Here is a 24,929-nt window from a genome sequence, read left to right on the forward strand (position 1 = left end):
GATGTGTGTTTTTCTGCCTTTTTTTTTCTGTTGGCTGTTTGGGCGGGGGTCGCCTTCAGGCGGGGGGGCGGAAACGGGGGTCGGTGACCTGCCCGCCCGGCCCCGTCCGTTCCTCAGGGCACGTCCGATTCCTCGGTCAGGGACAGCGTGCGCGTCGGGCACTCCTCGACCGCCGTCCGGGCGCCCGCCAGTTGGGCCCCCGCAACCCGGTCGGCCAGCACCACGACCGTCCCGTCACGGTCGTCCTGGTCGAACAGGTCGGGCGCCGCCAGGTAGCACCGGCCCGCGCCGATGCAGCTGTCGGGGTTGGTACGGATCCGCATGGAGTTCCCCCTCACCAGGTGACCGGCAACGCGTGCAGGCCGTAGTTGACGTGCTCCTCCTTGAACCGCAGCGCTTCGACGGGCTCGGCGAGCCGCAGCTCGGGGATGCGCTCGAACAGGGTCGTCAGGACGACCTCCAGCTCGGTCCTGGCCAGGTGCTGACCGATGCACTGGTGCGCGCCGAAGCCGAACGCCAGACTGCGTTCGACGCGGTCGGGGTCGAAGACGTCCGGGTCCGCGAAGCGCAGCGGGTCCCGGTTGGCTCCCACCGTCAGACCGAGCACGCCCTCGCCGGCCGCGATCCGGACCCCGCCGATCTCGACGTCCTCCAGGGCCACCCGGGAGTTGGCGATCTCCGCGATGGTGAAGTAGCGCACCAGCTCGTCGATCGTCGCCGGCCAACGCGACGGGTCGGCGGCCAGCGCCTTGCGCAGCACCGGCCGTTCGAGGAGCAGCATGGCCCCCAGACCGATGACGTTCGCGATGGTCTCGTGGCCGGCCATCAGCAGCATGAAGGCCATCCCGACGAGGTCGCGGTGGTCGGGGACGCCCGGCTCGCCGCGCCGCGCCGCCAGCCGGCCGATCAGGTCGTCGGTCGGGGTCCGCTCCTTGTCGGTCACCATCCCGTCCATGTAGCCCATGAGTTCCGCGGTCGCCACCGCGCCGGCCTCGGGGGTGGTGGCGTTCATCACCGTGAAGGAGGTCCGCAGGAAGAACTCGCGGTCGGCGAACGGGACGCCGAGCAGCTCGCAGATCACCAGCAGCGGAACCGGGTTGGCGAACGCGTCGATCAGGTCGACGGTACGGGGGCCGGCCAGCAGCCGGTCGACGTACTCGTCGGTGATCTCCTGGATCCGGGGCCGCAGGCGGTTGATGCTGCGGGGGGTGAAGTCCGCTGCCACCGCGCGCCGGGCCAGGGTGTGTTCGGGGGGATCCATCCCGACCAGCGAGGTGGAGAACTCGGGCGCGGGGACCTGGTGGTCCATCATCAGCGGGTAGCCCGGGCGGCGCAGGTCGGAGCTGAACCGGTTGTCGCCCAGCATCGCCTTGACGTCCTCGTAGCGGGCCGTGGCCCAGGCGAGCTTGCCGCTGGGCAGCCGGACCTTGCCGAGGGTCGGTCGGTCGAGGAGCTCCTGGTAGCCGTCCGGCAGCGTGTACGGGCACGTCCGGGGCATCGGGTAGGACGGGTGGTCGGAGTGGTCGGAGTGGTCGGAGTGGTCGGTCGGGTCGGTGGCTTCGGCCATGGCTGTCTCCGATCGTCGTGCGAGGGGTGCTCAGGTCTGTGGCTGGGGCTCCGGGTTCGGACGTTTGGGAGCACGCTGCGCCGCCGGGCGGCTCCAGCGGCGCATGGCCGGCATCTCGACGGTCTTGTGCAGGACCCAGGCCAGTGCGACGCAGAGGGCGTAGAGGGCGACGACGAACGCGATGGCGACGGGCGTGCTGAACGCCGTCGGGGTGTACGCGTGGGCGTAGCCCACCAGATCGCCCGCGAACGCCGCGTGCACCGCGAACATCACGGTGATGTGGATGATGTAGAAGGCGAAGGACAGTTCCCCGAGCCGCACCATGAAGGGCGCGCTGAGGACCGTGCGCCGGCCGGACAGGTCCCGGACGGCGAGCGCGCCGATCAGCAGCGCGGCCGGGACGGGGTAGAGCGCCGCGATCCCGAAGGGGATGGGCAGGTGGAACAGCAGCAGGAAGACGGCGAGGTTGAGCAGGGCGGCCGGCAGGATCCGGATCCTCGGCCAGCTTCCGGAGGCGATGATCCGGGCGAGGAACATGCCGATCACGAAGTCGATGCACCGCACGGGCGGGAAGAAGTACAGCGCCCACAGCTGGGGCCAGGACCCCGCGGGGTAGAACTGGCTCGGCGGGTACCCCGACAGCAGCGGGTAGCTGATCGCCGGGAGCAGGACGGCGGTCGCGCCGAGGCCGATGATCCAGGACCACAGCGCCCGGTTGCCGAGCCGGCGGACGAACCGGACCAGCAGCGGGAACATCGCGTAGCAGAGCATCTCCACCGCGAGCGTCCAGGTCGCGCCGTTGAACTGGTACATGATCAGGTCCTGGGAGGGCCACCAGTTCTGGACCAGGAAGAGGTTGGCGAGGGCCGGTCCCCATCTGATCGTCTCGCCCGCGGCGGCGAACTGGCTCAGGGCGACGAACGCGATCAGGACGTGGGAGGGGCCTATGCGCACCACCCTGCGCCGCCAGAAGCCGGTCGCGGTCTGACCGGGCTTGGCCGACCAGGTGAGGACGAAGCCGCTGAGGACGAAGAAGAACGACACCGCGAGGAACCCGATGCGTCCGTCGCCCGTCAGGGTGCTGAAGACGGAGAGGGCGTTCGGGTCCTTGAAGGCCCCGAGGACGAGCGCGTGGCTGGCGAAGACGAAGACGACGGCGACGGCCCGGAGGCCTTCCAGTGACGGCAGTGTCACCGTTCTCGCCGGTAGTGGCGAATTCATGGGCAACCCCTTTTCTCCGAGGCGGAACGCCGGGGCGGCACCACCCGGTCTTCGGTGGGCGCGCGGCGCTACTCGCGTGTTAGTCGTAACCGGGGGAGGCGATTCGACATCATGATTTCTTCCAACGTGCTGCCCTTGATCGCCGGTCGGCGACGGCCCGGGCGCCGGCACGACCGTGGCCGGGGCGAAGGCCCCGGCCACGGACGAGCGGTGGTCACGACGGGAGGGCGCGGTCGTACGCGCCGGTGGTCACCGCCGCCAGAACAGGAGGTGGGTCACCCCGCTCGGGCTGGGTACCGTGTCGAGGTGGAAGCGGTCGAGCAGCTCGGTGTGGCTCTTCCAGAGCCGTTCCCCCCGGCCGAGGTCGACCGGTGCGACGGCGAAGTGCATGGTGTCGACCAGGTCGGCGTCGATGAACTCGCGGACGGTGGTCACCCCGCCGCTGATGCGCACGTTCCGGTCCCCGGCGGCCTCCTTCGCGTGCTTCAGCGCCTCCTCCGGCGTCGCGTTGAGGAAGTGGAAGGTGGTGTCGGACAGCGTGAAGGACGGGCGCTCGTAGTGGGTGAGCACGAAGACCGGAGCGTGGAACGGCGGGTTGGCGCCCCACCACCCCTGCCACTCGTGGTTCTCCCAGGGGCCGCGCTGGGGGCCGAACTTGTTGCGCCCCATGATCACCGCGCCCGGCGGGCGGGCGTGGTCGCGGGTCAGGTAGTCGTCCAGGCCGCGGGTGCCGCCGGGGTCGGCGCGGTTCACCCAACTCGCGGTGGCTCCCGCCCAGGAGAAGAAGGGGGAGGGGTCCGCGTGGCCGAACGGCCGTTCCAGGGACTGTCCCTCGCCGGCTCCGAAGCCGTCGCGCGACAGATTGAAGCACTGCACCGACACCAACTGCGACATACGGTCCACACCTTTCCTCGTGGGCGATCCGGGCCGCCCGTCAGGACCGGGCGCCCGCGCCCACAACGACCGCGTCGTCGGCAGGGCACGGGGAGGTACGCCGTACGAGTGACCGCCCCGTCGGGCGGGTGGGACGGACGCGATCAGCCCGCCGCGGGGACGGTGCCGGAGCCCCCGGTGGGCCCGGCGGCGGCCTCGTCCGACGGCCGGCCGGTGGGCGGCAGGTGGCGGAGCAGGGCGGTCACCAGGGCGGCGGTGACGAGCAGCAGGACGCCGGCGACGGTGACCACGGTGTGGAGCTCGACGGCGAAGGCGGCCCGGGCGGGCGTCAGCAGGGCGTCGGCGACCTCGCCGGACAGGGAACGGGCGGCCTCCTGCGCGCCCGTGAGGGAGTCCCCCGCGGCCCGGACCGCCCCGTCGGGCAGGCCCTCGGGAAGGCGCAGCGCGCCGCGGTAGACGGCGGCGCCGACGCTGCCGAGGGCCGCGATGCCGAGGGCGAAGCCGAGTTGGCCGCTGGTCTCGTTGAGTGCGGCCGCGGAGCCGGCCTTCTCGACCGGGGCGGAGCCCATGACCAGGCCCATGCCGAGGGTGACCATCGGGCCGGAGCCGAGGAAGACCACGGCGAAGCCGGCGATCAGCACGGCGGGGCTGGAGCCGGGCTCGGCCCCGGTGATCACCGCCATGCCGATCGTGGCCAGGACCAGTCCGCCGCCGATGAGGTACGCCGGACGGAAGCGCTGACCGAGCCTGGGGGACAGGGTGAAGCCGACCGTGTTGGCGACGATCGCCGGCAGCATCCACAGGCCCGCGTGCAACGGGTCGCGTCCGTACAGCAGTTGCAGGGCCTGGGTGACGAAGAACATCACCGCGCCGGTGAGCATGGTGCCGAGGAACAGGCTGAGCAGCGCGGCCGTGAAGGCGCGGTGCCGGAACAGGCCCAGGTCGAGCAGCGGATGCGTCAGGTGGTGCTGGCGGTGGACGAAGAGGATCCCGAAGCCGAGGCCGGCCAGGACGGCCGCGATCGACAGGGGCTGCCACCCGTCCTTGGCGATCTCCTTCAGGCCCCAGATGGCGGGCAGGACGGCGGCCAGCGACTCCAGCACGCTGATCAGGTCCGGGCGCCCGGCGTCGGGGTCGCGGAACTCGGGCAGGAGCACCGGGCCGAGCACGAGCAGCAGCACCATCGCGGGGACGCCGATCAGGAAGGCCGAGCCCCACCAGAAGTGGGCGAGCATGGTGCCGCCGATGATCGGGCCGGCGACGGCGCCGGCCGAGAAGCACGCGCCCCAGATGCCGAAGGCGGCGCCGCGCTGCCGGGCGTCCTGGAACATGGCGGTGATCAGGGAGAGGGTGCTCGGCGCGAGGGTGGCGCCGGCGACGCCGAGCAGGGCGCGCGCCGTGATCAGCATGGCGGGGTTGACGGCGTAGGCGGCGGCGACGGAGGCGAGGCCGAACGCGGCGGCGCCGATCAGCAGCAGTCTGCGCCGGCCGATGCGGTCGCCGAGCGATCCCATGGTGACGAGCAGGCCGGCGAGCATGAACGAGTAGATGTCGGTGATCCACAACTGCTGCACGCTGCCGGCATGGAGGGAGTCCGCGAGGCTGGGCAGGGCCAGCAGCATCACGAAGACGTCGATCGAGACCAGCAGGGCGGGCAGGGCGAGGACGGCCAGCCCGATCCACTCCCGCCGTCCGGCCCGGGGCGCGGGCGCGCTGGGGGGTGTGGTGTCGCTCATCACGGGGTCCTTCCGGATTCTCGGGCAGGTGGCACCCGGGGGTGCCGTCACACCCGGAACGTCGGACCCGGCGACACGGTCTCGACGTCTGCGGCGGAAACCCGCGCGAAGGGCCGTGATCTGGGCTTGGATGTCGAGGGAGGGTCTTCGGCGGCGACGTCTCAAGTGCAGAGCACCAGTCGACCGTGCAAGGGACCAAGGAATGATGAGATGAAGTACATGCTGCTGATCCACATGAACCCGGTAGTCTGGGACGGCTTGTCCGAGAGAGAGCGCAACGAGGTCTTCTCCGGGCACGCCACGTTCCAGCAGAACATCCTCGACTCCGGTGAGATGGTGGTGACCCAGGCCCTCGCCGATCCGTCCGGCAGCTCCACGGTCCGGGTCCGGGACGGGCTGCCCGCGATCACCGACGGCCCCTACCTGGCCGCCGAGGAGTTCCTGGCCGGGTACTACCTGGTCGAGTGCGCGTCCAAGGAACGCGCGATCGAATTGGCCGGCCTGATCCCCGACGCCCGGTACACCGGCGTCGAGGTGCGCCAGGTCGTTTTCGAAGCCGATACGGAGAGCTGAGCCGATGAACCGTGACGTCCGGGTCGAGGACCTGCTCCGATCGCTCGCACCGCAGGTCCTCGGCGCGGTCGTCCGCCGCTACGGGCACTTCGACGCCTGCGAGGACGCCGTTCAGGACGCCCTGCTGGCCGCCGCCGTCCAGTGGCCCGAACAGGGGGTCCCCGGCAACCCCCGGGCCTGGCTGATCACCGTGGCCGCCCGCCGGGTGATCGACGGGCTGCGCAGCGAGCAGGCCCGCCAGCGCCGCGAGGCCACCGCCGCCGCGCTCACCCCGGCCGACGAGACGGTGACGCCGGGTCCCGGCGAGGAGCCGAAGGCGGCCGAGCAGGACGACATGCTCACCCTCCTGTTCCTGTGCTGCCACCCCTCGCTCACCCCCGGCTCGCAGGTCGCGCTCACCCTCCGCGCCGTCGGCGGTCTCACCACCGTGCAGATCGCGCACGCCTTCCTGGTCCCCGAGGCGACCATGGCCCAGCGGATCAGCCGGGCCAAGCAGCGGATCAAGTCCACCGGGTCGTCGTTCCGGATGCCTCCGCAGAGCGAGCGCAAGGAACGGCTGGCGGTCGTGCTCCAGGTGCTCTACCTGATCTTCAACGAGGGCTACACCACCACCAGCGGTCCCGACCTGCTGCAGCCCGAGCTGGCGCGCGAGGCCATCCGCCTCACCCGTGAGCTGCACCGGCTGCTGCCCGAGGAGGGCGAGGTCGCGGGTCTGCTGGCCCTGATGCTGCTGACCGACGCCCGCCGGCCGGCCCGCACCAGGCCCGACGGCAGCCTCGTCCCGCTCGCCGAGCAGGACCGCTCGGCCTGGGACCAGTCCGCGCTCAAGGAGGGGCTGGCGCTGATAGCCGAGACCCTCCCCCGGATGGTGGCGGGGCCGTACCAGGTGCAGGCGGCCATCGCGGCCGTGCACGGCGAGGCCGCGCACGCCGAGGACACCGACTGGCCGCAGATCATGGCCCTCTACGAGGTGCTGGAGCAGATGGCCCCCGGCCCGATGGTGACGCTCAACCACGCGGTCGCGCGCGCGATGGCCCTCGGCCCGGCGGCCGGGCTCGAACTGCTCGCGGCCCTGGAGTCCGACGGCCGGCTCGCGGACCACCACCGGCTCGCCGCGGTCCGCGCCCACCTGCTGGAGATGAGCGGTGACCGGGAGGCCGCCCGGAACAGCTTCCGGGAGGCCGCCCGGCGCACCGGCAGCATCCCCGAGCGCCGCTACCTGGAGTCCCGGGCCGAAGCACTGAACGACCGGTGACGGCCGCGCGTCAATGGCCCAGGCCCTGGAGTCCCAGCAGCAGCTCGGGGACGTCGGTGGCGCCGATCGCGCCGGCCGCGTCGAGGACGGGCCGCCAGGCCGGGTCGGAGCAGATCAGCACCGGGCCGTCGGCGGGCGAGTCCGGCAGGCGGCCGTGCGAACCGCGGACCCAGGAGGGGTCCAGCGGAACCACGTTCATGGTGTGGCGCAGGCCGAGCTTCTTGCGGGCCAGGCCGAGCGCGGCCCGGGCCCTGGCCAGCGGGTCCGCCGGGTCGAAGAACAGCTCGGCCGGGTCGTAGCCGGGCTTGCGGTGGATCTCGACGGACCGCGCGAAGTCGGGGGCCCGCGTGTCGTCCAGCCAGTAGTAGTAGGTGAACCAGGCGTCGGGGTCGGCCACCGCCACCAGTTCGCCGGACCGGGGGTGGTCGAGGCCGTGGCGGGCCTGGTCCGCGCGGTCCAGCACCTCGGCCACGCCGGGCAGCCGGAGCAACTGGTCGCGCACCTTGGGCAGGTCCGCCTCGTCGGGGACGTACACGTGGGCGATCTGGTGGTCGGCGACGGCGAAGGCCCGCGAGGCCCACGGGTCCAGGTACTCCATCCCGGCCTGGGTGTACACCTCCAGCAGGCCCTCCCGGCGCAGTTCGCGGTTGATGTCCACCGGGCGCCGCACCGGGGTGATGCCGTACTCGCCGAGCGCGACCACGGTCGCGCCGGACTGCTCCGCCTGCTCCAGCAGCGGTGCCAGCTCGGCGTCCACCGCCCGGGCCGCGGCCACGGCCTGCGGCGCGTCGGGCCCGAAGCGCTGGAGGTCGTAGTCCAGGTGCGGGACGTAGACCAGCAGCAGGTCGGGCCGCTCGGCGGCGAGGATCCGGCGGGCCGCCGAGACGATCCAGCGGCTGGAGGCGATCCCGGCCGTCGGGCCCCAGTACTGGAAGAGCGGGAAGGGCCCCAGCTCGGCGGTGAGTTCGTCGCGCAGCGCCGCCGGCCGGGTGTAGCAGTCGGGCGACTTGCGGCCGTCGGCGTGGTAGACCGGGCGCGGCGTGACCAGCAGGTCGGTGGTGGCGCCCATGGCGTACCACCAGCAGACGTTGGCGACCCGGTAGCCGGGATGCCGGGAGCGTGCGGTGTCCCACACCTTCGGTGCCCGGACCAGCCGGTTGTGCTGGCGCCAGAGGTGGATCTCCCCGAGCTCGCGGAAGTACCAGCCGTTGCCGACGACGCCGTGCTCGGCGGGCAGGCGGCCGGTGAGCAGCGTGGACTGCACGCTGCAGGTGACGGCGGGCAGCACCGTGCGCAGCGGGGCGGACCCGCCGCGCTCGGCGAGCCGGGTGAGGTTGGGCATGTACGGCAGCAGGCGCGGGGTCAGGCCGACCACGTCCAGCAGGACCACGGGTTTCAACCGTCCACCCTTTCGCTGATCAGTTCGCGCTCGGCCCAGGTGAGTTCGGCGGCTATCCCGGCCGGGATGTCCACGGGGGCGTCGTCCGGGGCACCGGCCGGTCGCCCGGGCAGCACCGGCCAGGTGTAGGTCTCGACCTCGATCACCGTCCGCTCCCGCACGGCCGCCACCGCCCGGCGGAGCACATCGGTGGTGGCGCGCAGCGGCGCGGGGGGCGGGGCGTGCAGCGGCACGTGGAAGTGCACCCGCCAGGGCCACCGGCCGGGCAGCCGCTCCAGCGCCTCCGGCAGGTCGTCGGCCGTGAGCACCCGGCCGGCGCCGTCCGACTCCCGCACCTGGTGGAGGTAGCGGGGTTCGGCATGGTCGGCGAGCAGCCGGCGGGCCGCCGGGTCGTTCGGGTCGTCCACGTGCAGGGCGGCCGAGGCCTGGATCCTGACCACCCGCAGGCCGGCCCGTTCGACGGCGGCCACCGTCCGCTCCGGGTCGGCGAAGGAGACCGCCAGGTGACAGGTGTCCAGGCAGAGGCCGACGAATTCGAGGTCCGCGCGGGTGGCGAGCCAGCCGACGGCGTCCTCGACGGTGTCCAGCACGCAGCCCGGTTCCGGCTCGACGGCGAGCCGGATCGGCCGGCCCGCCCGGGCCGAGACCGTGCGCAGCGCCGCCGCCGTCCGGCGCAGCGCCTGCTCGGCGGCCCGGTCCGCGGCGGGGGACCACGGACTGCGCCAGGCCAGCGGCAGCGTGGAGATGCTGCCGCCGTCGGCGTCGTCGGGCAGCAGGCCGGCCAGCACGGTGGCGCAGTCGGCGGTGTAGGCGGCGCGGGCGGGTTCGGTCCAGTCCGGCCGGTACACCGCGTGCTTGACCACCCGCTGGTGGAAGCCGCCGTAGGGGAAGGCGTTCAGGGCGAGCACGGACAGGTCCCGGGCGTCCAGTTCGACCCGCAGCCGGCGGAGCAGGGACGGGTCGGCGGCCAGTGCGGAGGCGGCGTCGGCGGCCAGCCACAGGCCCAGCCCGAGCCGGTCGAAGCCGGTGCGCTCGCGGATCGGAACTGCGCAGGTGTCGAGCTGCCGGAGGATGCCGGGCAGGTCCTCGGCCGGATGGACGTTGGTGGAGTAGCAGAGCCGGTTCACGATCCGCCCCGGAGCACCGAGTTGCCCGCGAAGGAGGCGCCGTCGGCGTCGTCCTGGAGCCCCTCGTCGAGGACCAGCCGCCCGCTGCGGCCGTAGAACTCGACGGGGTTGCGCCAGAGCACGGTGTCCACGTCCGCCGCGGTGAAGCCGGCCGCCAGCATGGCCCGGCCCACCTTGTGCGTCTTGAGGGGGTCCGAATTCCCCCAGTCGGCGGCCGAGTTGACGAGGATCCGGTGGGTTCCGTACTCCTGCAGGACGGCGACCATCCGGTGCTCGTCCATCTTGGTGTCCGGGTAGATCGAGAAGCCCATCCAGCAGCCGGAGTCGGCGACCGTCGCCACCGTGACCTCGTTGAGGTGGTCCACCAGGACGGCGCCCGGGGCGATGCCGGACTCGCGGACCACGTCCAGGGTGCGGCGGGTGCCGGCGTGCTTGTCCCGGTGCGGGGTGTGGACCAGGACCGGCAGTCCGTGGTCGACGGCCAGCTCCAGCTGACGGGCGAAGGCCTCGTCCTCGGCCCTGGTCATCGAGTCGTAGCCGATCTCGCCGACCGCGACCACGCCGTCCTTGCCGAGGTAGCGCGGCAGGACGTCCAGCACCTCGACGCAGCGGGGGTCGTTGGCCTCCTTGGGGTTCAGGGCGAGCGCGCAGTTGTGGCTGATCCCGAACCGGGAGGCCCGGAACCGCTCCCAGCCGAGCAGGCCGTCGAAGTAGTCGGTGAAGGACCCCGGGTTGGTACGGGGCTGGCCGAGCCAGAAGGCCGGCTCGACCACCGCCCGGACACCGGCCGTCCGCATGGCCCGGTAGTCGTCGGTGGTGCGCGAGGTCATGTGGATGTGCGGGTCGAAGATCCTCATGACCAGGCCTCCTGCGGTCGCGGCGGGACGAGGGCCAGCAGGACGCTCATGCCGAGCAGCACGCGCAGGTCGGAGCCGATCTCCCGGCCGGCCGCCCGCCGTTCCTCGGCCAGGTCGCGGGCCATCCGCAGCAGCTCGGCGTCGGTGCGGGCGACCAGCTCCGCCACGGCGCCCAGCGGCACCTCGGTGAACAGGCACTTCAGCACGCCGTGGCGCCACTGGTCCTGCTCCAGGTGCCGGGCGGCGAAGGGGCCCATCGCCGCCGCGACCAGTCGCGGGTCGTTGGTGCGCAGGCCGTCGGCGACCAGCTCCAGGCCGAGCCGGCGCACGCCGTCCGGCAGGTCCGGCAGCGCGCGCAGCACCCCGCGCCGCTCGGCGGCGTCGCCGTGCCGGTAGAGCTTCTCGACCTCGGCCGCCAGGACCGCCCCGGGCAGGGCCCCGGCCAGCACCGCGAGCAGCCGGGCCCGGGCCCGGTCGTCGGCCGTGCCGTGCACCAGCCCCTGCGGGTCGGCGTCCGGCCGCACCGGCCCGCGCCCGACCATCCGGCCGGCCAGCGGGAACTCCTGGTGGATCGTGCCCGGCCACTCGCGGACCCGGCGCTCGGCGCAGGTCAGCCAGTCCTCCTGCGGGTCCGGCGGCAGGGCCGGCCGGCTCCCGCCGTAGACGCTGGTTTCGAGCCAGCGGTGTTTCTCGGTGTCGGTCATGATGGGCGGTCTCCGATCGTGGACGACGCCGGCGCACCCGTGTGCGCCGGCGGAACGGAAACGGTCTCCTGGGCCCGGCGTATCGCCGCCAGGGCCGTTCGTGCGGTGGTCGGTGCGGCGTGGCTGTGCCGGGGCAGTTCGACCGCCGCGACGCCGGTGTAGCCGATCCCGTCGAGGGCGGCCAGCGTCGCGGCGAGATCGAGTCGCCCCTGCCCGAACTCCAGGTGCTCGTGGACGCCCGGAAGCATGTCGTCCAGCTGGACGTTGACCAGCAGCCCGGCCGCGCGCCGGACGCACTGCGCGGCGTCCACCGGCTCCACGGCCACGCAGTGCCCGACGTCGAGGGTGATGCCGAGGGCGCCGGGCTCGCCGAGCTCGCGGCGCAGGTCGAGCGCCTGGTCGAGGTGCTGGACGACCATGCCGGGCTCGGGCTCCAGGCCGAGCCGCACGGCGCGGCGCTGCGCCTCGGCCAGGACCGGGCCGAGGCGCTCGACCAGCCGTGCGCGGTTGGTCCGTGCGTCCACCCCGGGCTCGCCCACACCGGACCAGAAGGACACGCAGTCGGCGCCGAGCGACTCGGCGATCCGGACGGCGCGGAGCAGGAAGTCGATCCTCGGCGCGGCGTCCCCGGACACCAGCGTGGGGTGGTGCTTGCGGTACGGGTCGAGCAGGAAGCGCGCGCCGGTCTCGACCACGCAGCGCAGGCCCGCGGCGGAGAGCAGCGCCGCCAGCCGGTCGGTCTCCCGGGCCAGGTCCGGGCCGAAGGGATCGAGGTGGTGGTGGTCGAGGGTGAGGGCGACCGAGGTGTAGCCCAGGTCGGCGATGACCCGGATCGCGTCGGCGAGCCGGTGGTTGGCGAAGCCGTTGGTGCCGTACCCGACGGCGATCGCGCTCACGTCGGGCTCCTGCGGGTGGACAGCCGGCGGGCCAGCGGAAGGGCGCCCAGCATTAGCGCGGCGGCCGGCAGCGAGCCCAGCCGTGCGGCCAGCCCGGCCTGCAGCGGCACCATGCCGTGGATCCCGGCCACCGTCGCGGCCCGGACCGCCGCCGCCGTGCCGCCCGCCGTGCCGTCCGCGGTCCGTCCGGTGGAGCGTGCCGGGCCGGCGGCGAGCTGGGCGGCACCGGTGGCGGCCGCGTACCCCAGCGCGCAGAGCGCCCCGGCCGTGCGGTGCCGGGCCGAGGCGGCCCGGCCCGTGCCGGTCAGCAGGGCGGTGACCGCGGTGGCGGCCACCGCCAGCCGGGCATCGGTGGAGCGGCCGCCGTGGACCTCGCCGCGGGACAGCGCGGTCACGCCCAGAGTGTGGGTGGCCAGCGCCAGCGCCGGGACGCCGGCCGCCCGCCAGTGCCCGGATCCGGCGCCGAGCAGGACGTCCAGGCCGCGGCAGGCCGCCATGCCCAGCGGGGCGGCGGGGGTCGGCTTCAGCACGGTGTCGTACGCCCACACCGCCGCGGTGAGCGGGACGGCGATGCGCAGCGCGTCGGCCCCGCCCGCGAGACCGGCCAGGGCCAGCCCGGTGGCGCCGAGCCCGGCCGCCGCGGCGAGCGCGGCCCCGGGCGCGATCCGACCGGACGGGACGGGACGCTCGGGGCGCTCCAGCGCGTCGACCGCCCGGTCCGCCCAGTCGTTCAGCGCCATCCCCGACCAGTACAGGGCGACGGAGGCGAGCGGCAGGGCCAGCCGCCGGCCGCGCAGCGGACGGCCCGCGGCGACCGCGCCGGCCACGGTGTCCCCGAGGACGGTGAGCGCCGCCGGTGCCCGGACCAGGTCGAGCCACGGACGCAGGGCGACCCTCATCGGGCCACCTCGATCCGCCGGACCCAGGACACCAGGTCCTGTTCCTGCTGGGCGAGCCGGTGCTCGTCGCTGCCGAGCGGGTCCTTGAAGAAGAAGGCCAGCGCGCCGAGCGGCCCGGACTCCCCGGCCGCGTGCGCACCGGCCACCAGCCGGGCGAGGTCCAGGACCAGCGGCGCGGCGAGCGCCGAGTCGTAGCCGTCCCAGCTCAGCTGCAGGCTCATCGAGGTGCCGAGGAAGCCCTCGAAGGAGACGTGGTCCCAGGCGACCTTGCGTTCGCCGAGGTCGGGGACGTGGTCGATGTGCAGCGGCGCGGTGACCTCCCCGCCGAGCAGCGCGGCCAGCCCGCGGGTCTTGGACTCCAGCTTGCCCTGCGCGCGGCCCGCCACCCCGAGGTTGGCGCCATCCCCGCCACCGAGCAGGTTGGTCCCCGACCAGGACCGCACCCGCAGCCCGCGGGCGAGGAACATCGGTGCCAGCACGCTGCGCAGCAGGGTCTCGCCGGTCTTGCCGTCGCAGCCCGCGTACGGCAGGCCGTGCCGGTCGGCCAGTTGGGCGACCGCCGGGATGCGCAGACCGGGCGACGGGGTGAAGTCGACGTACGGGCAGCCGGCCGAGAACGCGGCGTACGCGGAGAGGGCGGCCGGGCCGAGCACCCGGCGCCCCTCCTGGGCGAGGGCGCGGTCGAGGGCGGCCAGGTCGGCGTGCTCGGGCAGCGGCCGGAGCGGGGGCTCGGTGGAGGAGACGTTGACCACCACGACCCGCTCCAGGCCGTGGGAGCGCCGGAAGTCCGCGAGGTCGGCGGCGAGCCGGTCCGCCGCCTCGGCCTGGGTGGCCGGGGCGTCGTCGTCCGGGTCGTGGCCGCGGCGGATCTCCCGGTCGGCGGCGGCGAGTTCCTCGGCGACCGCCGCCGGGAGCCGACCGGGCAGCACACCCGCGGCGGCGAGTTCCTCCGCCCGCTTGCCCAGCGGGGTGGGGACGAGGTCGTGGCCGCCGGTGACCAGCTCGGACCAGCCGGGGAAGACGCCCGGATCGAGGTCGAGCCGCTCGCTGACGCTGCCGGTCGCGGGGACGAGCCCGGCCCGCAAGGCGGCGAGGCCGCAGACGGCCGTGGTGGCCACCGACCCCCTGCCGCCGACCAGCCATAGTCCGGTCCTGCCTGCCATGGTGCGACTCCCTTTCGGTGAGGAGGAGATGACGTCCTACGCGCGGTCCCAGCCCGCCCAGCGCCAGAGCCGGCCGGTGCCCCGCCGGGACTCGACGCCGTGGTCGGTCATCTCGAACTCGCCGAAGTCCAGGATCAGCAGCGCGTCGTCGCCCGGCGCGAAGCCGACGTCGATCGGCCGGTGCAGTTCGGGACCGGACGGCAGGCCCCGGGTGGACCAGTCGGTCGGGTCGACCAGCAGCAGGTCGCGCCCGAGCCGGGGGCCGCCCGGCGGCAGGGTCATCGGCGCCTCGTCCCCGAACAGCGTGACCACCAGCTGTCCGGCCAGCGGCGAGCGCGGGGGCGCCACGGCGAACTTGGTGGCCGCGACGTGCGACTCGAAGTCGAGCACCGGGCGCTCGGGCGGCGGGAGTTCGCCGTGGTTGGCCAGCAGGAAGGTCGGCTGCGGGCCGCGGGTGGGCTTGAACGCCGGGTCCGTCACCGGGATGCCGCCGATGAAGTCCGGCCAGCCGTACCAGGCGCCCTCGCGCACCTCGAACAGCAGGTCGGGGGCGTTGCCGATCGGCCGGCTGCCGCGGTCGTCGGCGCCCTGGTCGACCGCCAGCAGCCGGCCGTCCGGCAGGAAGCCCAGGCCGAAGGCGTTGCGCATCCCCCAGGCCACCAGCTCCAGGTTGCCGCCGTCGAGGTCGCAGCGCAGCACGGCCGCGCTGCACGGCAGTCCGGCCGGTACCCGCTGCCCGGGACGGGTCGCGGTGCCGAACGGGACGAACGCGCCGGTGGTGGTCCGCGCGCCGGGCCGGCCGGCCAGCGGGTCGTCCGTGGTCACGTTGAAGCCGGTGAGCTCGATGTCGAGGCCGGGGATGTCGTACGAGTGCGGGAGCCGTCCCAGCCAGCCGAGTTCGTAGGCGTCCAGCCCGATGATCCCCAGGTTGGACATCGCGCCCTGGGCGAAGTACAGCTTCCCGTCCCGGCCGGCCACGGCCATGTCGATGTGGTAGTTGCCGGGCCCCGGCATGCCGTCGACGATGACGGCCCGCTGCCCGTCCGGGCCGATCCGGACGATCCGGCCGGCCCCGCCCTCGGAGACGTACAGGTGGTCCTGGTGCCAGAGCAGTCCGGTCACCGGGGCGGCCAGGCCGTCGGCGATCAGGGTGCGTGACGAGGTGTCGGTTCCCGGGTCCAGACGCCAGATCCGGCCGCCGGGGGCGGCGCCCCCGAAGGGCAGTCCGGACTCGGCCAGGTATATCCGGCCCGCGTCGTCGAAGGTGAGGCTGGTCGGGAAGTCCAGCCTGTCGGCCAGTACGGTGGGTGATTGCGCCACGGTTCCTCCACGGTCGTGCCCACAGAAGATCCGCCGCCCCGGTGAGGTCGGCGACGGGTCGATGTGTAGCAGCGTCCACGAAGCATGGTCAAGAACCGCCCGGGCGCTCGCCGACGGCCGTGGGTTCACCGGCACGGTCAGGAAATACGCAGGTCAGGCGGTATGTGAAGGCCGTGGAAGGAAGTCCGGATCGGGGTCGTGGGGCCTGCTGGGCACCGCACGACGCGAGAAGTCCCGGGCGCTCCGGCATACCGGTGACGGGCCTCGCGCGGTTGCCGTCCCGGTGGGGAGCGGAGTCCGGACAGCCGGCCTCGCAGTCACTCCCGGTAGTTTTCGGCGGGCCCCCTTCCCTGCTGCGGTCGGAGCCGACGGTCGCCGGGGAGGGCGTCCACTCCGTCCCCGGCGACCGCGACCGTGTCGAGGCTCGGAGCCCCGACGGCCGGGGTCCAGGCCCGGCACTTGGTAGACGGAGCCGGGCGCCGCGGATCGACATCGAGCGGGAGAATTTTCGGGAGTTCTTCCGTCGTGCCGTCCCGCCGGACGTCGCGCGACCCGTCGCAACGGCAGCGCGCACAGCATGCTTCGCGGACGCACGCACGACGGCCACCGGCGCGGCGTGGATGCCGGGCCGGTGGCCGTCGGGTCGTCAGGGGCGGGGCGGTACGCGGGGGCGGGTCAGAGCGAGTAGGCGATGAGCTCGAACGACGGGTTGGTCGAGAACGCGGGGGCGCCCGCGCCGACCAGGAGCAGGTTGCCGCTCACGGCCGGGAAGGAGATGATGCCGGCCGGTGTCCTGGCCGTCCACAGGGTCGCGCCGGTGGTGGTGTCGAAGCCGTAGACCTGGCCGTCGAAGGTGGAGGTGAAGACCACGTCGTTGGCCACCGTGGCGGCACCGAGCGCCATCTGCGGCAGGTCCCGTTGCCAGAGCACCTTGCCGGTCGCCACGTCGGCGGCGGTGAGGCCGCCCCGGCCCACGGTGTAGTCGGGCAGTTGCAGTCCGCCCCGGGAGTCGAGCTTGGCGGGATTGTCGACCCAGGGGACGAAGAGCCGCCCGCGGGAGAGCGCCATCGGCGTCTCCACCCCGCCGATGATGCCCGGCAGGACGGTGGTCGGGGTGTCCGGCAGCGGGCCCTCGTCGTTCAGGTGGGTGCCGACCGGCAGGGTCCACAGCGGGGTTCCGTCGTCGGCCCGGTAGGCGTAGACCTTGCCCATCTTGCCCGCCGCCACCACGATCTCCGTGGGCTTGCCGCGGACCGTCGCGGTGGTCACGATCGGGGGGTCCTGGAGGTCGTAGTCCCGCAGGTCGTGCGGCGCGGTCTGCTGGTACCAGAGCAGCTTCCCGGTCCTGCTGTCCATCGCCAGCAGGCAGTTGGTGTAGAGGTTGGGGCCCGGCCGGCTGCTGCCGTTGGGGTACTCGGGGGTGCCGGGGAGCGGGGCGGGGTTGGCGACGGCGACGAACAGCCGTCCGTGCTCGTCGAGGGCCGGCGCGAACCAGGTCCCGCCGCCGCTGTTGATCTCCGGGTGGCCCCAGAGGTCGCCGTCCTTGACCGTGTTGAAGCTCCAGCGCGGCTTCCCGGTGGCGGTGTCCAGCGCGAAGATGGTTCCCATGGCCCCCGGCACGTACTTGCCGAAGGTGTTCGGGACGGTGCTGACCACCACGGTGTCCTCGTACACCTGGGGAGCGACGTCGATGCCGCCCTCGCCGGAGGCGATCAGCTCCCGTGACCAGACGGTCCGGCCGGTCGCCGGGTCGAGTGCGAAGACGCCGGTGAACGTCGTGCCGAAGAGCAGGCCGCGCGCGTAGGCCACGCCGTTCGGCCCGACCGAGGGGCTGTTGAAGACGCGCTTCCAGCGGACCTTCCCGGTCTCCTTGTCCACCGCGGTGACGTCGGAGTTGAGACTGATCAGGTAGACCGTGTCGCCCACGACGATCGGATTGGACGCCATGATGCCGGCGAAGGTCGGGTCGCCCTCCAGCGGAAGCCGCCACTTCACCTTGAGGTTCTTGACGTTGTGCGAGTTGATCGGTGTCCGGGTGACGTTCCTGGTGTTGGTCAGACCGCCGTTGGACAGGGCCCAGTCCTGTGGGTGGACCCGGCGGTCGTAGCCGCCCCGGGCGTTCTCGGTGCCCGCGGCGGCCGGGTCGGGGGCGGCCATGCCGGGTGCGATCGCCAGCGAGACGGCGGCCAGCGCCGTGAACGCCAGCCAGCCCGGGGTGCGGCGACCGCGCCGCCCGGCGCCGCGGGTCTTCAGAATGACGGACAATTCAACTCCGTTTCCGCTCGGTGTCGTTGCTCGACCCGGGCCTGGACGAAAGGTGGCGGACCGGCTCCCCGGCCGCTACGCGGGATGGACGGCGGTCAGCGCACCCGGCGCGCGAACGCCCGGACGTCGCCGACGAACAGCTCGGGCTCCTCCAGCGCGGCGAAGTGCCCGCCGCGCTCGAACTCGGACCAGTGGGCGAGGGTCGGGAGGATCCGCTCGGCCCAGCGGCGGATCGGCCGGACGGCGTCCTGCGGGAAGACGGCCACCCCGACCGGCGCGGCGAGCGGCCACGGGCCGGCCCAGGTACGGATGAAGTCGGAGTCCAGCCGGTTGGACTCGTAGTAGAGCTGGGCACTGGAGGCGGCGGAGGCGGTGAACCAGTAGATCGCCGCGTTGGTCAGCAGCCGGTCGCGGGACACCGCGTCCTCCGGCGCCGTCTCCGCGGCCGTCCACTCCTTGAACTTCTCCACGATCCAGGCGAGTTGACCCACCGGCGAGTCGGTCAGGCCGTAGCCGACGGTCTGCGGCCGGGTGGACTGGATCTTCCGCCAGCCGGCCCCGTCCTGCTCGAAGTGCGCGGCGAACTCCAGCCTGGCCAGGTCCGCCCCGTCCAGGTTCGCGAACTCGGCCGGGTCCTGCGGCGGGAAGGTGGCGAGCATGTTGAGGTGGACGCCGGCGACGTGCGCCGGATCGGCCAGGCCGAGCTGGAGGGAGACCGGCATGCCCCAGTCGCCGCCCTGGACGAGGTACCGGTCGTAGTCGAGGCGGTGCATCAGCTCGGCCCAGGCCCGGCCGACCCGGGCGGTGTCCCAGCCCGTCTCCCGGGGGCGGCCGGAGAAGCCGTAGCCGGGCAGCGAGGGGATGACCACGTGGAACGCGTCGGCCGGATCGCCGCCGTGCGCCCGCGGGTCGGTCAACGGCCCGATCACGTCCAGGAACTCGACCACCGAGCCGGGCCAGCCGTGGGTGATGATCAACGGCGTGGCATCCGGCTCCGGCGAGCGCACGTGCAGGAAGTGGATGTCCACGCCGTCGATCTCGGTCAGGAACTGCGGGAACGCGTTGAGCTGTTCCTCGGCCTTGCGCCAGTCGAAGCCGGTGCGCCAGTACTCGGCCAGCTCCTTCAGGTAGTCGAGCGGAACCCCGCGCTGCCAGCCCACGCCCGGCAGTTCGCCGGGCCAGCGGGTCGCCGCGAGCCGGCGGTCCAGGTCGTCGAGGGCTTCCTGCGGGACGTCGATACGGAAGGGGCGCATGCCAAGTCCTCTCAGTGGACTGTCGGATCGGAGGGGCGGGCAGCGCGGGCCGGGACCGGCCCGCCGGGTCTCAGGCGGCGACGGGGGTGTTCTGGTACGAGGCGATCCGCCAGTCGGAGCCCTGTCGGGCCAGCACCCAGGTCGCCCGGATCGCACGCTCGGCCGTCACCTCGGTGTCCCCGGGGGCCAGCACACCGCCCTGGGTGACCAGCACGGCCACGTCCGCGGCCAGCGGGCGGACCGACACCGGCTCGCCCGTGACCCGGGTTCCCTTGAACGGGCCGGCGAAGGCCTGGGTCATGAAGGCGCGGATCGCCTGACGACTCGTCAGGTAGATGTCCCCGGGCAGGATCAGCGTCGCGTCCTCGGTGAAGACCTCGGCGAAGCCGTCGGCGTCCTGGGCGGCCCAGGCCGCGACGATGCGCTCCGGAACGGCGCGCAGCGCGGCGGCTTCGGGGGAGTTGGGCGGGGGAGTGGCGGACATGGCTCTCTCCTTCTCCGGTGGTCACGGCCGCGATCACGGCGGCCGGGTGACGGCCAGCCTCACACCGGTCCGCACGGGGCGACAACTCCCCGATTGCGCTCGATCGTTGGACGGCCGGGTGGCCTGGACACGCTCCGGACGCGCCGCAATCCGGGAGATGCGGGCGCCCCGCCCGGCTGCCAGCCTCGACAGGGCCGATCAACGACCGCGGCCCGGACGGCCAACCGTCCCACGCGGGCCGCCCACTTCGGAGGAGCCCCCGATGACAGCCAAGGAATCCCCGTCCAGGGAAGAACTGGTGAGCCGTGCAGCCGAGTTGGTGCCGCTGCTGCAGAAGAACGCGCTGTGGCACGAGGAGCACCGCCGGCTGTCCGACGAGACGCTGGCCGCGCTGACGGACTCCGGACTGCTGCAGATCCGGGTGCCGGTCCGCTACGGCGGCTACGAATCCGACATGCGCACCGCGGTGGACGTGATCGCCGAGCTGGCCCGCGGCGACGGCTCCACGGCCTGGGTCATGGCGGTCTACGCCATCAGCTCCTGGATGGCCGGCCTGTTCCCGGACGAGGTGCAGGACGAGATCTTCGCCGACCCGGGCGTGCGCGTGAGCGGCATCCTCAGCCCGACCGCGGTCGCCGTGCCGGTCGAGGGCGGCGTGCTGCTGAACGGCAAGTGGACGTTCAACTCGGGCGCGCTGCACAGCTCCTGGAACACCAACGCGGCCGTGCTGATGACCCCGGACGGGCCGCAGCCGATCATGGTGGCCGTCCCGCTGGCGGACCTGGAGATCGTCGACGACTGGCACACCACCGGCCTGCGCGGCTCCGGCAGCGTCACCACCGTCGCCACCGACCTGTTCGTCCCCGAGCCGCGGGTGCTGCCGATGGTCCCGGTGCTCCAGGGCCGGCACCGCTCCCTGGCGAACGCCGAATCGCCCATCTACCGGGCCCCGTTCATGCCCACCGCGTGCGCCACGGTGGCCGCGCCGGCGCTCGGGCTGGCCAAGGCCGCCAAGGAGGCGTTCTTCGAGCGGCTCCCCGGCCGGAAGATCAGCTACACCGAGTACGCCAACCAGGCCGAGGCGCCGGTGACCCACCTCCAGGTGGCCGACGCCATCACCAGGATCGACGAGGTGGAGTTCCACGCCCACCGCGCCGCCGGCCTGATCGACACCAAGGGCCCCACCGGCGAGGAGTGGACCCTGGAGGAGCGGGCCCGGATCAGGCTCGACCTCGGTGCCGTCTGCTCGCGCACCAAGGAGGCGGTGGACATCCTCAACACCGCCAGCGGCGGCTCCTCGATCTACACCACCGTCCCGATCCAGCGCATCGAGCGGGACGTCCAGACCCTCAACCTGCACGGCATCCTGCACCCCAACACCAACCTCGAACTCTACGGGCGGGTCGCCTGCGGCCTCGGGCCCAACACCCTCTACCTGTAGCCGGCGCCCCACCGGGCAGGGCCGCACCGAGCGGCCCTGTCCGGCATGCCCTGCCCGCCGTTCCCACCGACCGCCCGGAGGATCCCCATGGCAATCCCCGAACCCGTCGTCATCGACCCCGCCGGACACGACATCCACGCCGAGGGCGCGCGGATCCGGGCGAACGGCCCGGTCGCCCGGATCGAGCTGCCCGGCGGCGTGCTCGGCTGGTCGATCACCGACCACGAAACCGCCCGCCAGGCCCTCACCGACCACCGGCTGTCCAAGGACCCGCGCCAGCACTGGACGGCCTTCGCCGAGGGCAGGATCGGCGAGGACTTCCCGCTCATCGGCTGGGTGCTGATGGACAACCTCACCACCCGGTACGGCGCCGACCACACCCGGCTGCGCCGGCTGACCGCCGGGGCCTTCACCCCGCGCCGGGTCGAGGCCATGCGGGCCGAGGTCGAGAAGGCCGTCGACGAGCTGCTGGACGAGCTGGACCGCTGCGAACCCGGCGAGGTGCTGGACCTCAAGGCCCGCTTCGCCCGCCCGATGCCCGCCCGGGTGATCTGCGACCTGTTCGGCGTGCCGGCCGAGGACCGCGCGCAGATGCTCCGCGGCGGCGAGGCGAACATCGACACCACCCTCACCCCCGAGGAGTCGGCGGCCAACGTCGAGCAGTGGCACCGGGAGATGCAGGAGTTCGTCGAGGCCAAGCGCCGCAGCCCCGGGGACGACCTGACCAGCGACCTGGTCCAGGCCCAGGAGGAGGACGGCTCCCGGCTGAACGACTCCGAACTGGTCGGCACCCTGCACCTGTTGCTCGCCACCGGGACCGAGCCGGTGATGAACCTGCTCGCCAACGCGACCCGGGCCCTGCTCACCCACCCCGACCAGCTGGCACTGCTGCGCAGCGGCGCGGTGAGCTGGTCGGACGTGATCGAGGAGACCCTGCGCGTCGAGGCGCCGGTCGCCCATCTGCCCTTCCGCTTCGCGGTGGAGGACATCGAGATCGGCGGCGTCGTCATCGCCAAGGGCGACCCGGTCCTGATCAACTTCGCGGCGGTGGGCCGCGACCGTACCGTGCACGGCGACAGCGCGGACGCCTTCGACGCCGCCCGGTCGGACAAGGAGCACCTCTCCTTCGGCCACGGCGTCTACCGCTGCATCGGCATGCCGCTGGCCCGGATGGAGGCCGAGATCGCGCTCGCCGCGCTGTTCCGGCGCTTCCCCGACATTGAACTCGCCGTCCCCGAGATGGACGTGGCGCCGCAGGTCACCTTCATCATGAACGGCGTGCAGACCCTCCCGGTCCGCCTCACGCCGCGAAACCGCTGACACGAAAGGGAGGTCCGTCCGATGTGGGCAGCCGTCGTACCCGAGGTCAAGGCGCGCTGGGAACTGCGCGAGATCCCCACCCCCACGGCAGGTCCGGGTCAGGTACTGATCCGGGTCCACGCCTGCGGGGTCTGCCACAACGACCTCTGGGTCAGCCAGGGTGTCTTCCCCTTCCCGCCGCTCGACCCGGTGGTGGTCGGTCACGAGGCCGCCGGAGAGGTCGTCGAGGTCGGTCCGGGGGTGACCACCCGCCGGGTCGGGGACCGGGTCGGCACCACCTGGGTGCAGGCGACCTGCGGCCGGTGCGACTACTGCCGGCTCAACCTCCCGCTCACCGGGCAGTCCGGGATGAACTGCCCGGAGTCGGTGATGAGCGGCCTCACCGTGCAGGGCGGTCACGCGGAGTACGTCGCGGTGTCGGCCGACAGCACGGTGCTTCTGCCGGACGCCCTGTCGTACGAGGCCGCGGCGCCCGTGCTGTGCGCGGGGTACACCGCGTGGAGCGCGCTGCGCGCCGCGAACCCCGAGCCGGGCGAGCGGGTCGCCGTCCTCGGGATCGGCGGACTCGGCCACCTCGCCGTGCAGTTCGCCCGTGCCGCCGGCTTCGAGACGGTGGCCGTCACCCGCTCGCCGGACAAGCACGAGCTGGCCCGCACGCTCGGCGCGGACCACGTGGTCGCCGACGGCGAGCAGCTGCGGGCGGCCGGCGGCGCCGACGTGGTCCTGGTGACCGGCACCTCCTACCGGGCCGCCACCGAGACCCTCCAGGGACTGCGCCCGAACGGCCGGATCGTGCTCGCCACCATCGACCCGGTCGACTCCTTCACGATCCCGCCCACCAGCCCGTTCTGGGCGCAGCGCCAGCAGGTGATCGGCGCCACCCACAACGGCCTCGACCAGCTCACCGAGGCCCTCGACCTGGTCGCGTCCGGGGCCGTCACGCCGCTGATCGAGACCTTCCCCAAGGAGCGGGTCGCCGAGGCGCTCGAACGGGTCGAACGCGGCGAGGTCCGCTTCCGCGCGGTCGTGACCTACGCCTGACGCACCGGCAGCGACCGCATGCGACCGCATGGGGACCGACGTGGGGAGGACACTGTGTACAGACGAAGATTCCTGGGCCTCGCGGGCATCGCGGCGGTGACCGGGGTGGGCCTGCCGGTGGGCGCCGTGGCCGGCGGGGACCCGCTGCCCCCCGTGCGGATCGGCCGGGGGGCGCCCAAGGGGCCGTTCTCCGTGCGGATGCCGGTGCCGCCGACGCTGCGGCCGGTGGCGCGGACCGACGACACCGACGTCTACCGGCTCGACGTCCTGGCCGCCGACCTGGAGCTGATCCCCGGTGTCCGAACCAGCTGCCTGACCTACGGCGGAAGCTTCGTCGGCCCGACGATCCGGGCCCGGGAGGGCCGCCGGGTGCTGGTCACCTACCGCAACCGGCTGCCCGAGGCCGTCAACGTTCATCTGCACGGCGGCCACGTCCCGGCCGACAGCGACGGCCACCCGATGCAGCTGATCGACCCGGGCGGCGAGCGCCGCTACGAGTACCCGAACCGGCAGCCCGGGGCCACCCTCTGGTACCACGACCACAGCCATCACACGGAGGCCGAGCACGTCTACCGCGGCCTGCACGCCTTCTACCTGATCGAGGGCGAGGACGAGCGCCGGTCCGACCTGCCGAGGGACGAGTACGACGTGCCGATCGCGATCCGGGACGCCGAGTTCGACGCCGCGGGCCGGTTGGTCCACGGCGATCCGGCGAAGCGGAACGTGATCCTGGTCAACGGCCGTTCCAAGCCGTACTTCCCGGTGGCCGCCCGCAAGTACCGCCTGCGCCTGCTGAACAGCTCGACCCTGCGGTTCCTGAAGCTGAACTTCGGCTCCCTGCCGGTCCTCCAGATCGGCTCGGACGGCGGTCTGCTGCCCGCGCCGGTCGACCGGACCGGGACGGACTTCCCGCTCGCCGCCGGTGAACGGGTGGACCTGGTGGTGGACTTCTCCGGACTGGCGGTCGGCAGCAGGGCGGCGCTCACCAACCAGGGCCAGTACACCGGCGACGACCGGGTCGAGCCGGTACTGCAGTTCGCGGTGGACCGCCGGGCGCGCGACCGCAGCGGTGTGCCGGCCACCCTGCGGCCGTTGCCGGAGCTGCCGCCGGCCACGGTCCACCGCGAGCTGACGCTCTCCTTCGACCTGAACGGCACGCCGACGGGCCTGGTCAACGGCCTGCCCTTCGACCCGGACCGGGTCGACCAGCGGGTCCGCCGCGGTGCCACCGAGATCTGGACGGTCACCAACGGCGACAGCGCCACCAAGTACGGTCCGATCCAGCACTCCTTCCACCTGCACCTGGCGCAGTTCCGGGTGCTCGACCGGGACGGCCGGCCGCCGCTGCCCGGCGACGCCGGCCTGAAGGACACCGTGCCGCTTCCGCCCGGTACGTCGGTCCGGGTCCAGGCGACCTTCACCGACTACCTCGGCCGCTACATGTACCACTGCCACATGCTGGAGCACTCCTCGGCGGGCATGATGGGCCAGATGGAGATCGTCGACTGATCCGC

General features: G+C 73.2%; 22 protein-coding genes. 6 read left to right on the plus strand and 16 right to left on the minus strand.

The genetic code is table 11. From position 1 onward, the window contains the following. Window positions 1–113: 113 nt before the first annotated feature. The 5 genes from ACZ6EM_RS23065 to ACZ6EM_RS23085 form a co-directional block, all read right to left on the minus strand. A complete protein-coding gene (locus tag ACZ6EM_RS23065) occupies window positions 114–323 on the minus strand; it encodes a ferredoxin (RefSeq protein WP_380358219.1) in 210 nt (69 codons plus the stop codon). Between the two features lie 11 nt (window positions 324–334). Beyond that, a complete protein-coding gene (locus ACZ6EM_RS23070; protein ID WP_452180645.1) occupies window positions 335–1,567 on the minus strand; it encodes a cytochrome P450 in 1,233 nt (410 codons plus the stop codon). Window positions 1,568–1,597: 30 nt separating this feature from the next. Beyond that, window positions 1,598–2,761 carry an acyltransferase family protein gene (locus ACZ6EM_RS23075; RefSeq protein WP_465773126.1) on the minus strand — a complete coding sequence of 388 codons (1,164 nt, stop codon included), beginning with the start codon at window positions 2,759–2,761 and terminating at the stop codon, window positions 1,598–1,600. 276 nt (window positions 2,762–3,037) lie between these two features. Then, a complete protein-coding gene (locus ACZ6EM_RS23080) occupies window positions 3,038–3,682 on the minus strand; it encodes a dihydrofolate reductase family protein (protein WP_452180646.1) in 645 nt (214 codons plus the stop codon). Window positions 3,683–3,825: 143 nt separating this feature from the next. Continuing rightward, a complete protein-coding gene (locus ACZ6EM_RS23085) occupies window positions 3,826–5,418 on the minus strand; it encodes an MFS transporter (protein ID WP_465773127.1) in 1,593 nt (530 codons plus the stop codon). Between the two features lie 210 nt (window positions 5,419–5,628). Between ACZ6EM_RS23085 and ACZ6EM_RS23090 the strand changes: the two genes are divergently transcribed. Both ACZ6EM_RS23090 and ACZ6EM_RS23095 read left to right on the plus strand, forming a co-directional pair. Next, window positions 5,629–5,991, plus strand: a complete 363-nt coding sequence (locus tag ACZ6EM_RS23090) for a YciI family protein (RefSeq protein WP_401046107.1) — start codon at window positions 5,629–5,631, stop codon at window positions 5,989–5,991. Window positions 5,992–5,995: 4 nt separating this feature from the next. Next, window positions 5,996–7,246 carry an RNA polymerase sigma factor gene (locus tag ACZ6EM_RS23095; RefSeq protein WP_380358210.1) on the plus strand — a complete coding sequence of 417 codons (1,251 nt, stop codon included), beginning with the start codon at window positions 5,996–5,998 and terminating at the stop codon, window positions 7,244–7,246. A 10-nt stretch (window positions 7,247–7,256) separates the two neighbouring features. Here ACZ6EM_RS23095 and ACZ6EM_RS23100 read toward each other — a convergent pair whose 3' ends face one another. The 11 genes from ACZ6EM_RS23100 to ACZ6EM_RS23150 all read right to left on the minus strand — a co-directional run bounded on the left by ACZ6EM_RS23100 (window position 7,257) and on the right by ACZ6EM_RS23150 (window position 19,613). Further along, a complete protein-coding gene (locus ACZ6EM_RS23100; RefSeq protein WP_465773128.1) occupies window positions 7,257–8,645 on the minus strand; it encodes an alkaline phosphatase family protein in 1,389 nt (462 codons plus the stop codon). Continuing rightward, window positions 8,642–9,772 carry a metabolite traffic protein EboE gene (eboE, locus tag ACZ6EM_RS23105; protein ID WP_452180649.1) on the minus strand — a complete coding sequence of 377 codons (1,131 nt, stop codon included), beginning with the start codon at window positions 9,770–9,772 and terminating at the stop codon, window positions 8,642–8,644. The genes ACZ6EM_RS23100 and eboE overlap by 4 nt, the downstream gene beginning before the upstream one ends. Next, window positions 9,769–10,629, minus strand: a complete 861-nt coding sequence (locus ACZ6EM_RS23110; RefSeq protein ID WP_452180650.1) for a TatD family hydrolase — start codon at window positions 10,627–10,629, stop codon at window positions 9,769–9,771. Before ACZ6EM_RS23110 ends, eboE begins: the two co-directional genes overlap by 4 nt. Then, the gene (locus ACZ6EM_RS23115) at window positions 10,626–11,333 is read right to left on the minus strand and encodes an EboA domain-containing protein (RefSeq protein ID WP_401046099.1); all 708 of its coding nucleotides are present in this window, start codon (window positions 11,331–11,333) and stop codon (window positions 10,626–10,628) included. The genes ACZ6EM_RS23110 and ACZ6EM_RS23115 overlap by 4 nt, the downstream gene beginning before the upstream one ends. Continuing rightward, complete coding sequence (locus ACZ6EM_RS23120; RefSeq protein WP_465773129.1) at window positions 11,330–12,229, minus strand: sugar phosphate isomerase/epimerase family protein; 900 nt, start codon at window positions 12,227–12,229, stop codon at window positions 11,330–11,332. Before ACZ6EM_RS23120 ends, ACZ6EM_RS23115 begins: the two co-directional genes overlap by 4 nt. Further along, the gene (locus ACZ6EM_RS23125) at window positions 12,226–13,128 is read right to left on the minus strand and encodes an SCO3242 family prenyltransferase (RefSeq protein WP_465773130.1); all 903 of its coding nucleotides are present in this window, start codon (window positions 13,126–13,128) and stop codon (window positions 12,226–12,228) included. Before ACZ6EM_RS23125 ends, ACZ6EM_RS23120 begins: the two co-directional genes overlap by 4 nt. Next, on the minus strand, window positions 13,125–14,291 hold the full coding sequence (locus ACZ6EM_RS23130) for an inositol-3-phosphate synthase (protein WP_401046093.1): 1,167 nt from the start codon (window positions 14,289–14,291) through the stop codon (window positions 13,125–13,127). Before ACZ6EM_RS23130 ends, ACZ6EM_RS23125 begins: the two co-directional genes overlap by 4 nt. A gap of 36 nt (window positions 14,292–14,327) precedes the next feature. Continuing rightward, window positions 14,328–15,611: a PQQ-dependent sugar dehydrogenase gene (locus ACZ6EM_RS23135; RefSeq protein ID WP_401046092.1), complete on the minus strand. Its 1,284-nt coding sequence runs from the start codon at window positions 15,609–15,611 to the stop codon at window positions 14,328–14,330. A 675-nt stretch (window positions 15,612–16,286) separates the two neighbouring features. Then, window positions 16,287–17,876: an outer membrane protein assembly factor BamB family protein gene (locus ACZ6EM_RS23140; protein ID WP_401050702.1), complete on the minus strand. Its 1,590-nt coding sequence runs from the start codon at window positions 17,874–17,876 to the stop codon at window positions 16,287–16,289. Between the two features lie 95 nt (window positions 17,877–17,971). Beyond that, window positions 17,972–19,129 (minus strand): epoxide hydrolase family protein, encoded by a 1,158-nt coding sequence (locus ACZ6EM_RS23145; RefSeq protein WP_401050703.1) that lies wholly within the window; start codon window positions 19,127–19,129, stop codon window positions 17,972–17,974. A 70-nt stretch (window positions 19,130–19,199) separates the two neighbouring features. Beyond that, on the minus strand, window positions 19,200–19,613 hold the full coding sequence (locus ACZ6EM_RS23150; protein WP_401050705.1) for an SgcJ/EcaC family oxidoreductase: 414 nt from the start codon (window positions 19,611–19,613) through the stop codon (window positions 19,200–19,202). 262 nt (window positions 19,614–19,875) lie between these two features. Between ACZ6EM_RS23150 and ACZ6EM_RS23155 the strand changes: the two genes are divergently transcribed. From ACZ6EM_RS23155 to ACZ6EM_RS23170, 4 genes are all read left to right on the plus strand, one after another. Beyond that, entirely contained in the window at window positions 19,876–21,054 is a 1,179-nt protein-coding gene (locus ACZ6EM_RS23155; protein WP_380551036.1) for an acyl-CoA dehydrogenase family protein, read from the plus strand. 87 nt (window positions 21,055–21,141) lie between these two features. Next, the gene (locus ACZ6EM_RS23160; protein WP_465773131.1) at window positions 21,142–22,374 is read left to right on the plus strand and encodes a cytochrome P450 family protein; all 1,233 of its coding nucleotides are present in this window, start codon (window positions 21,142–21,144) and stop codon (window positions 22,372–22,374) included. Window positions 22,375–22,395: 21 nt separating this feature from the next. Next, the gene (locus tag ACZ6EM_RS23165; RefSeq protein WP_465773132.1) at window positions 22,396–23,415 is read left to right on the plus strand and encodes an alcohol dehydrogenase catalytic domain-containing protein; all 1,020 of its coding nucleotides are present in this window, start codon (window positions 22,396–22,398) and stop codon (window positions 23,413–23,415) included. A gap of 54 nt (window positions 23,416–23,469) precedes the next feature. Next, window positions 23,470–24,924 (plus strand): multicopper oxidase family protein, encoded by a 1,455-nt coding sequence (locus ACZ6EM_RS23170; RefSeq protein WP_465773133.1) that lies wholly within the window; start codon window positions 23,470–23,472, stop codon window positions 24,922–24,924. Window positions 24,925–24,929 lie beyond the last annotated feature (5 nt).

It is taken from the genome of Kitasatospora sp. NPDC041917, from assembly GCF_055589745.1.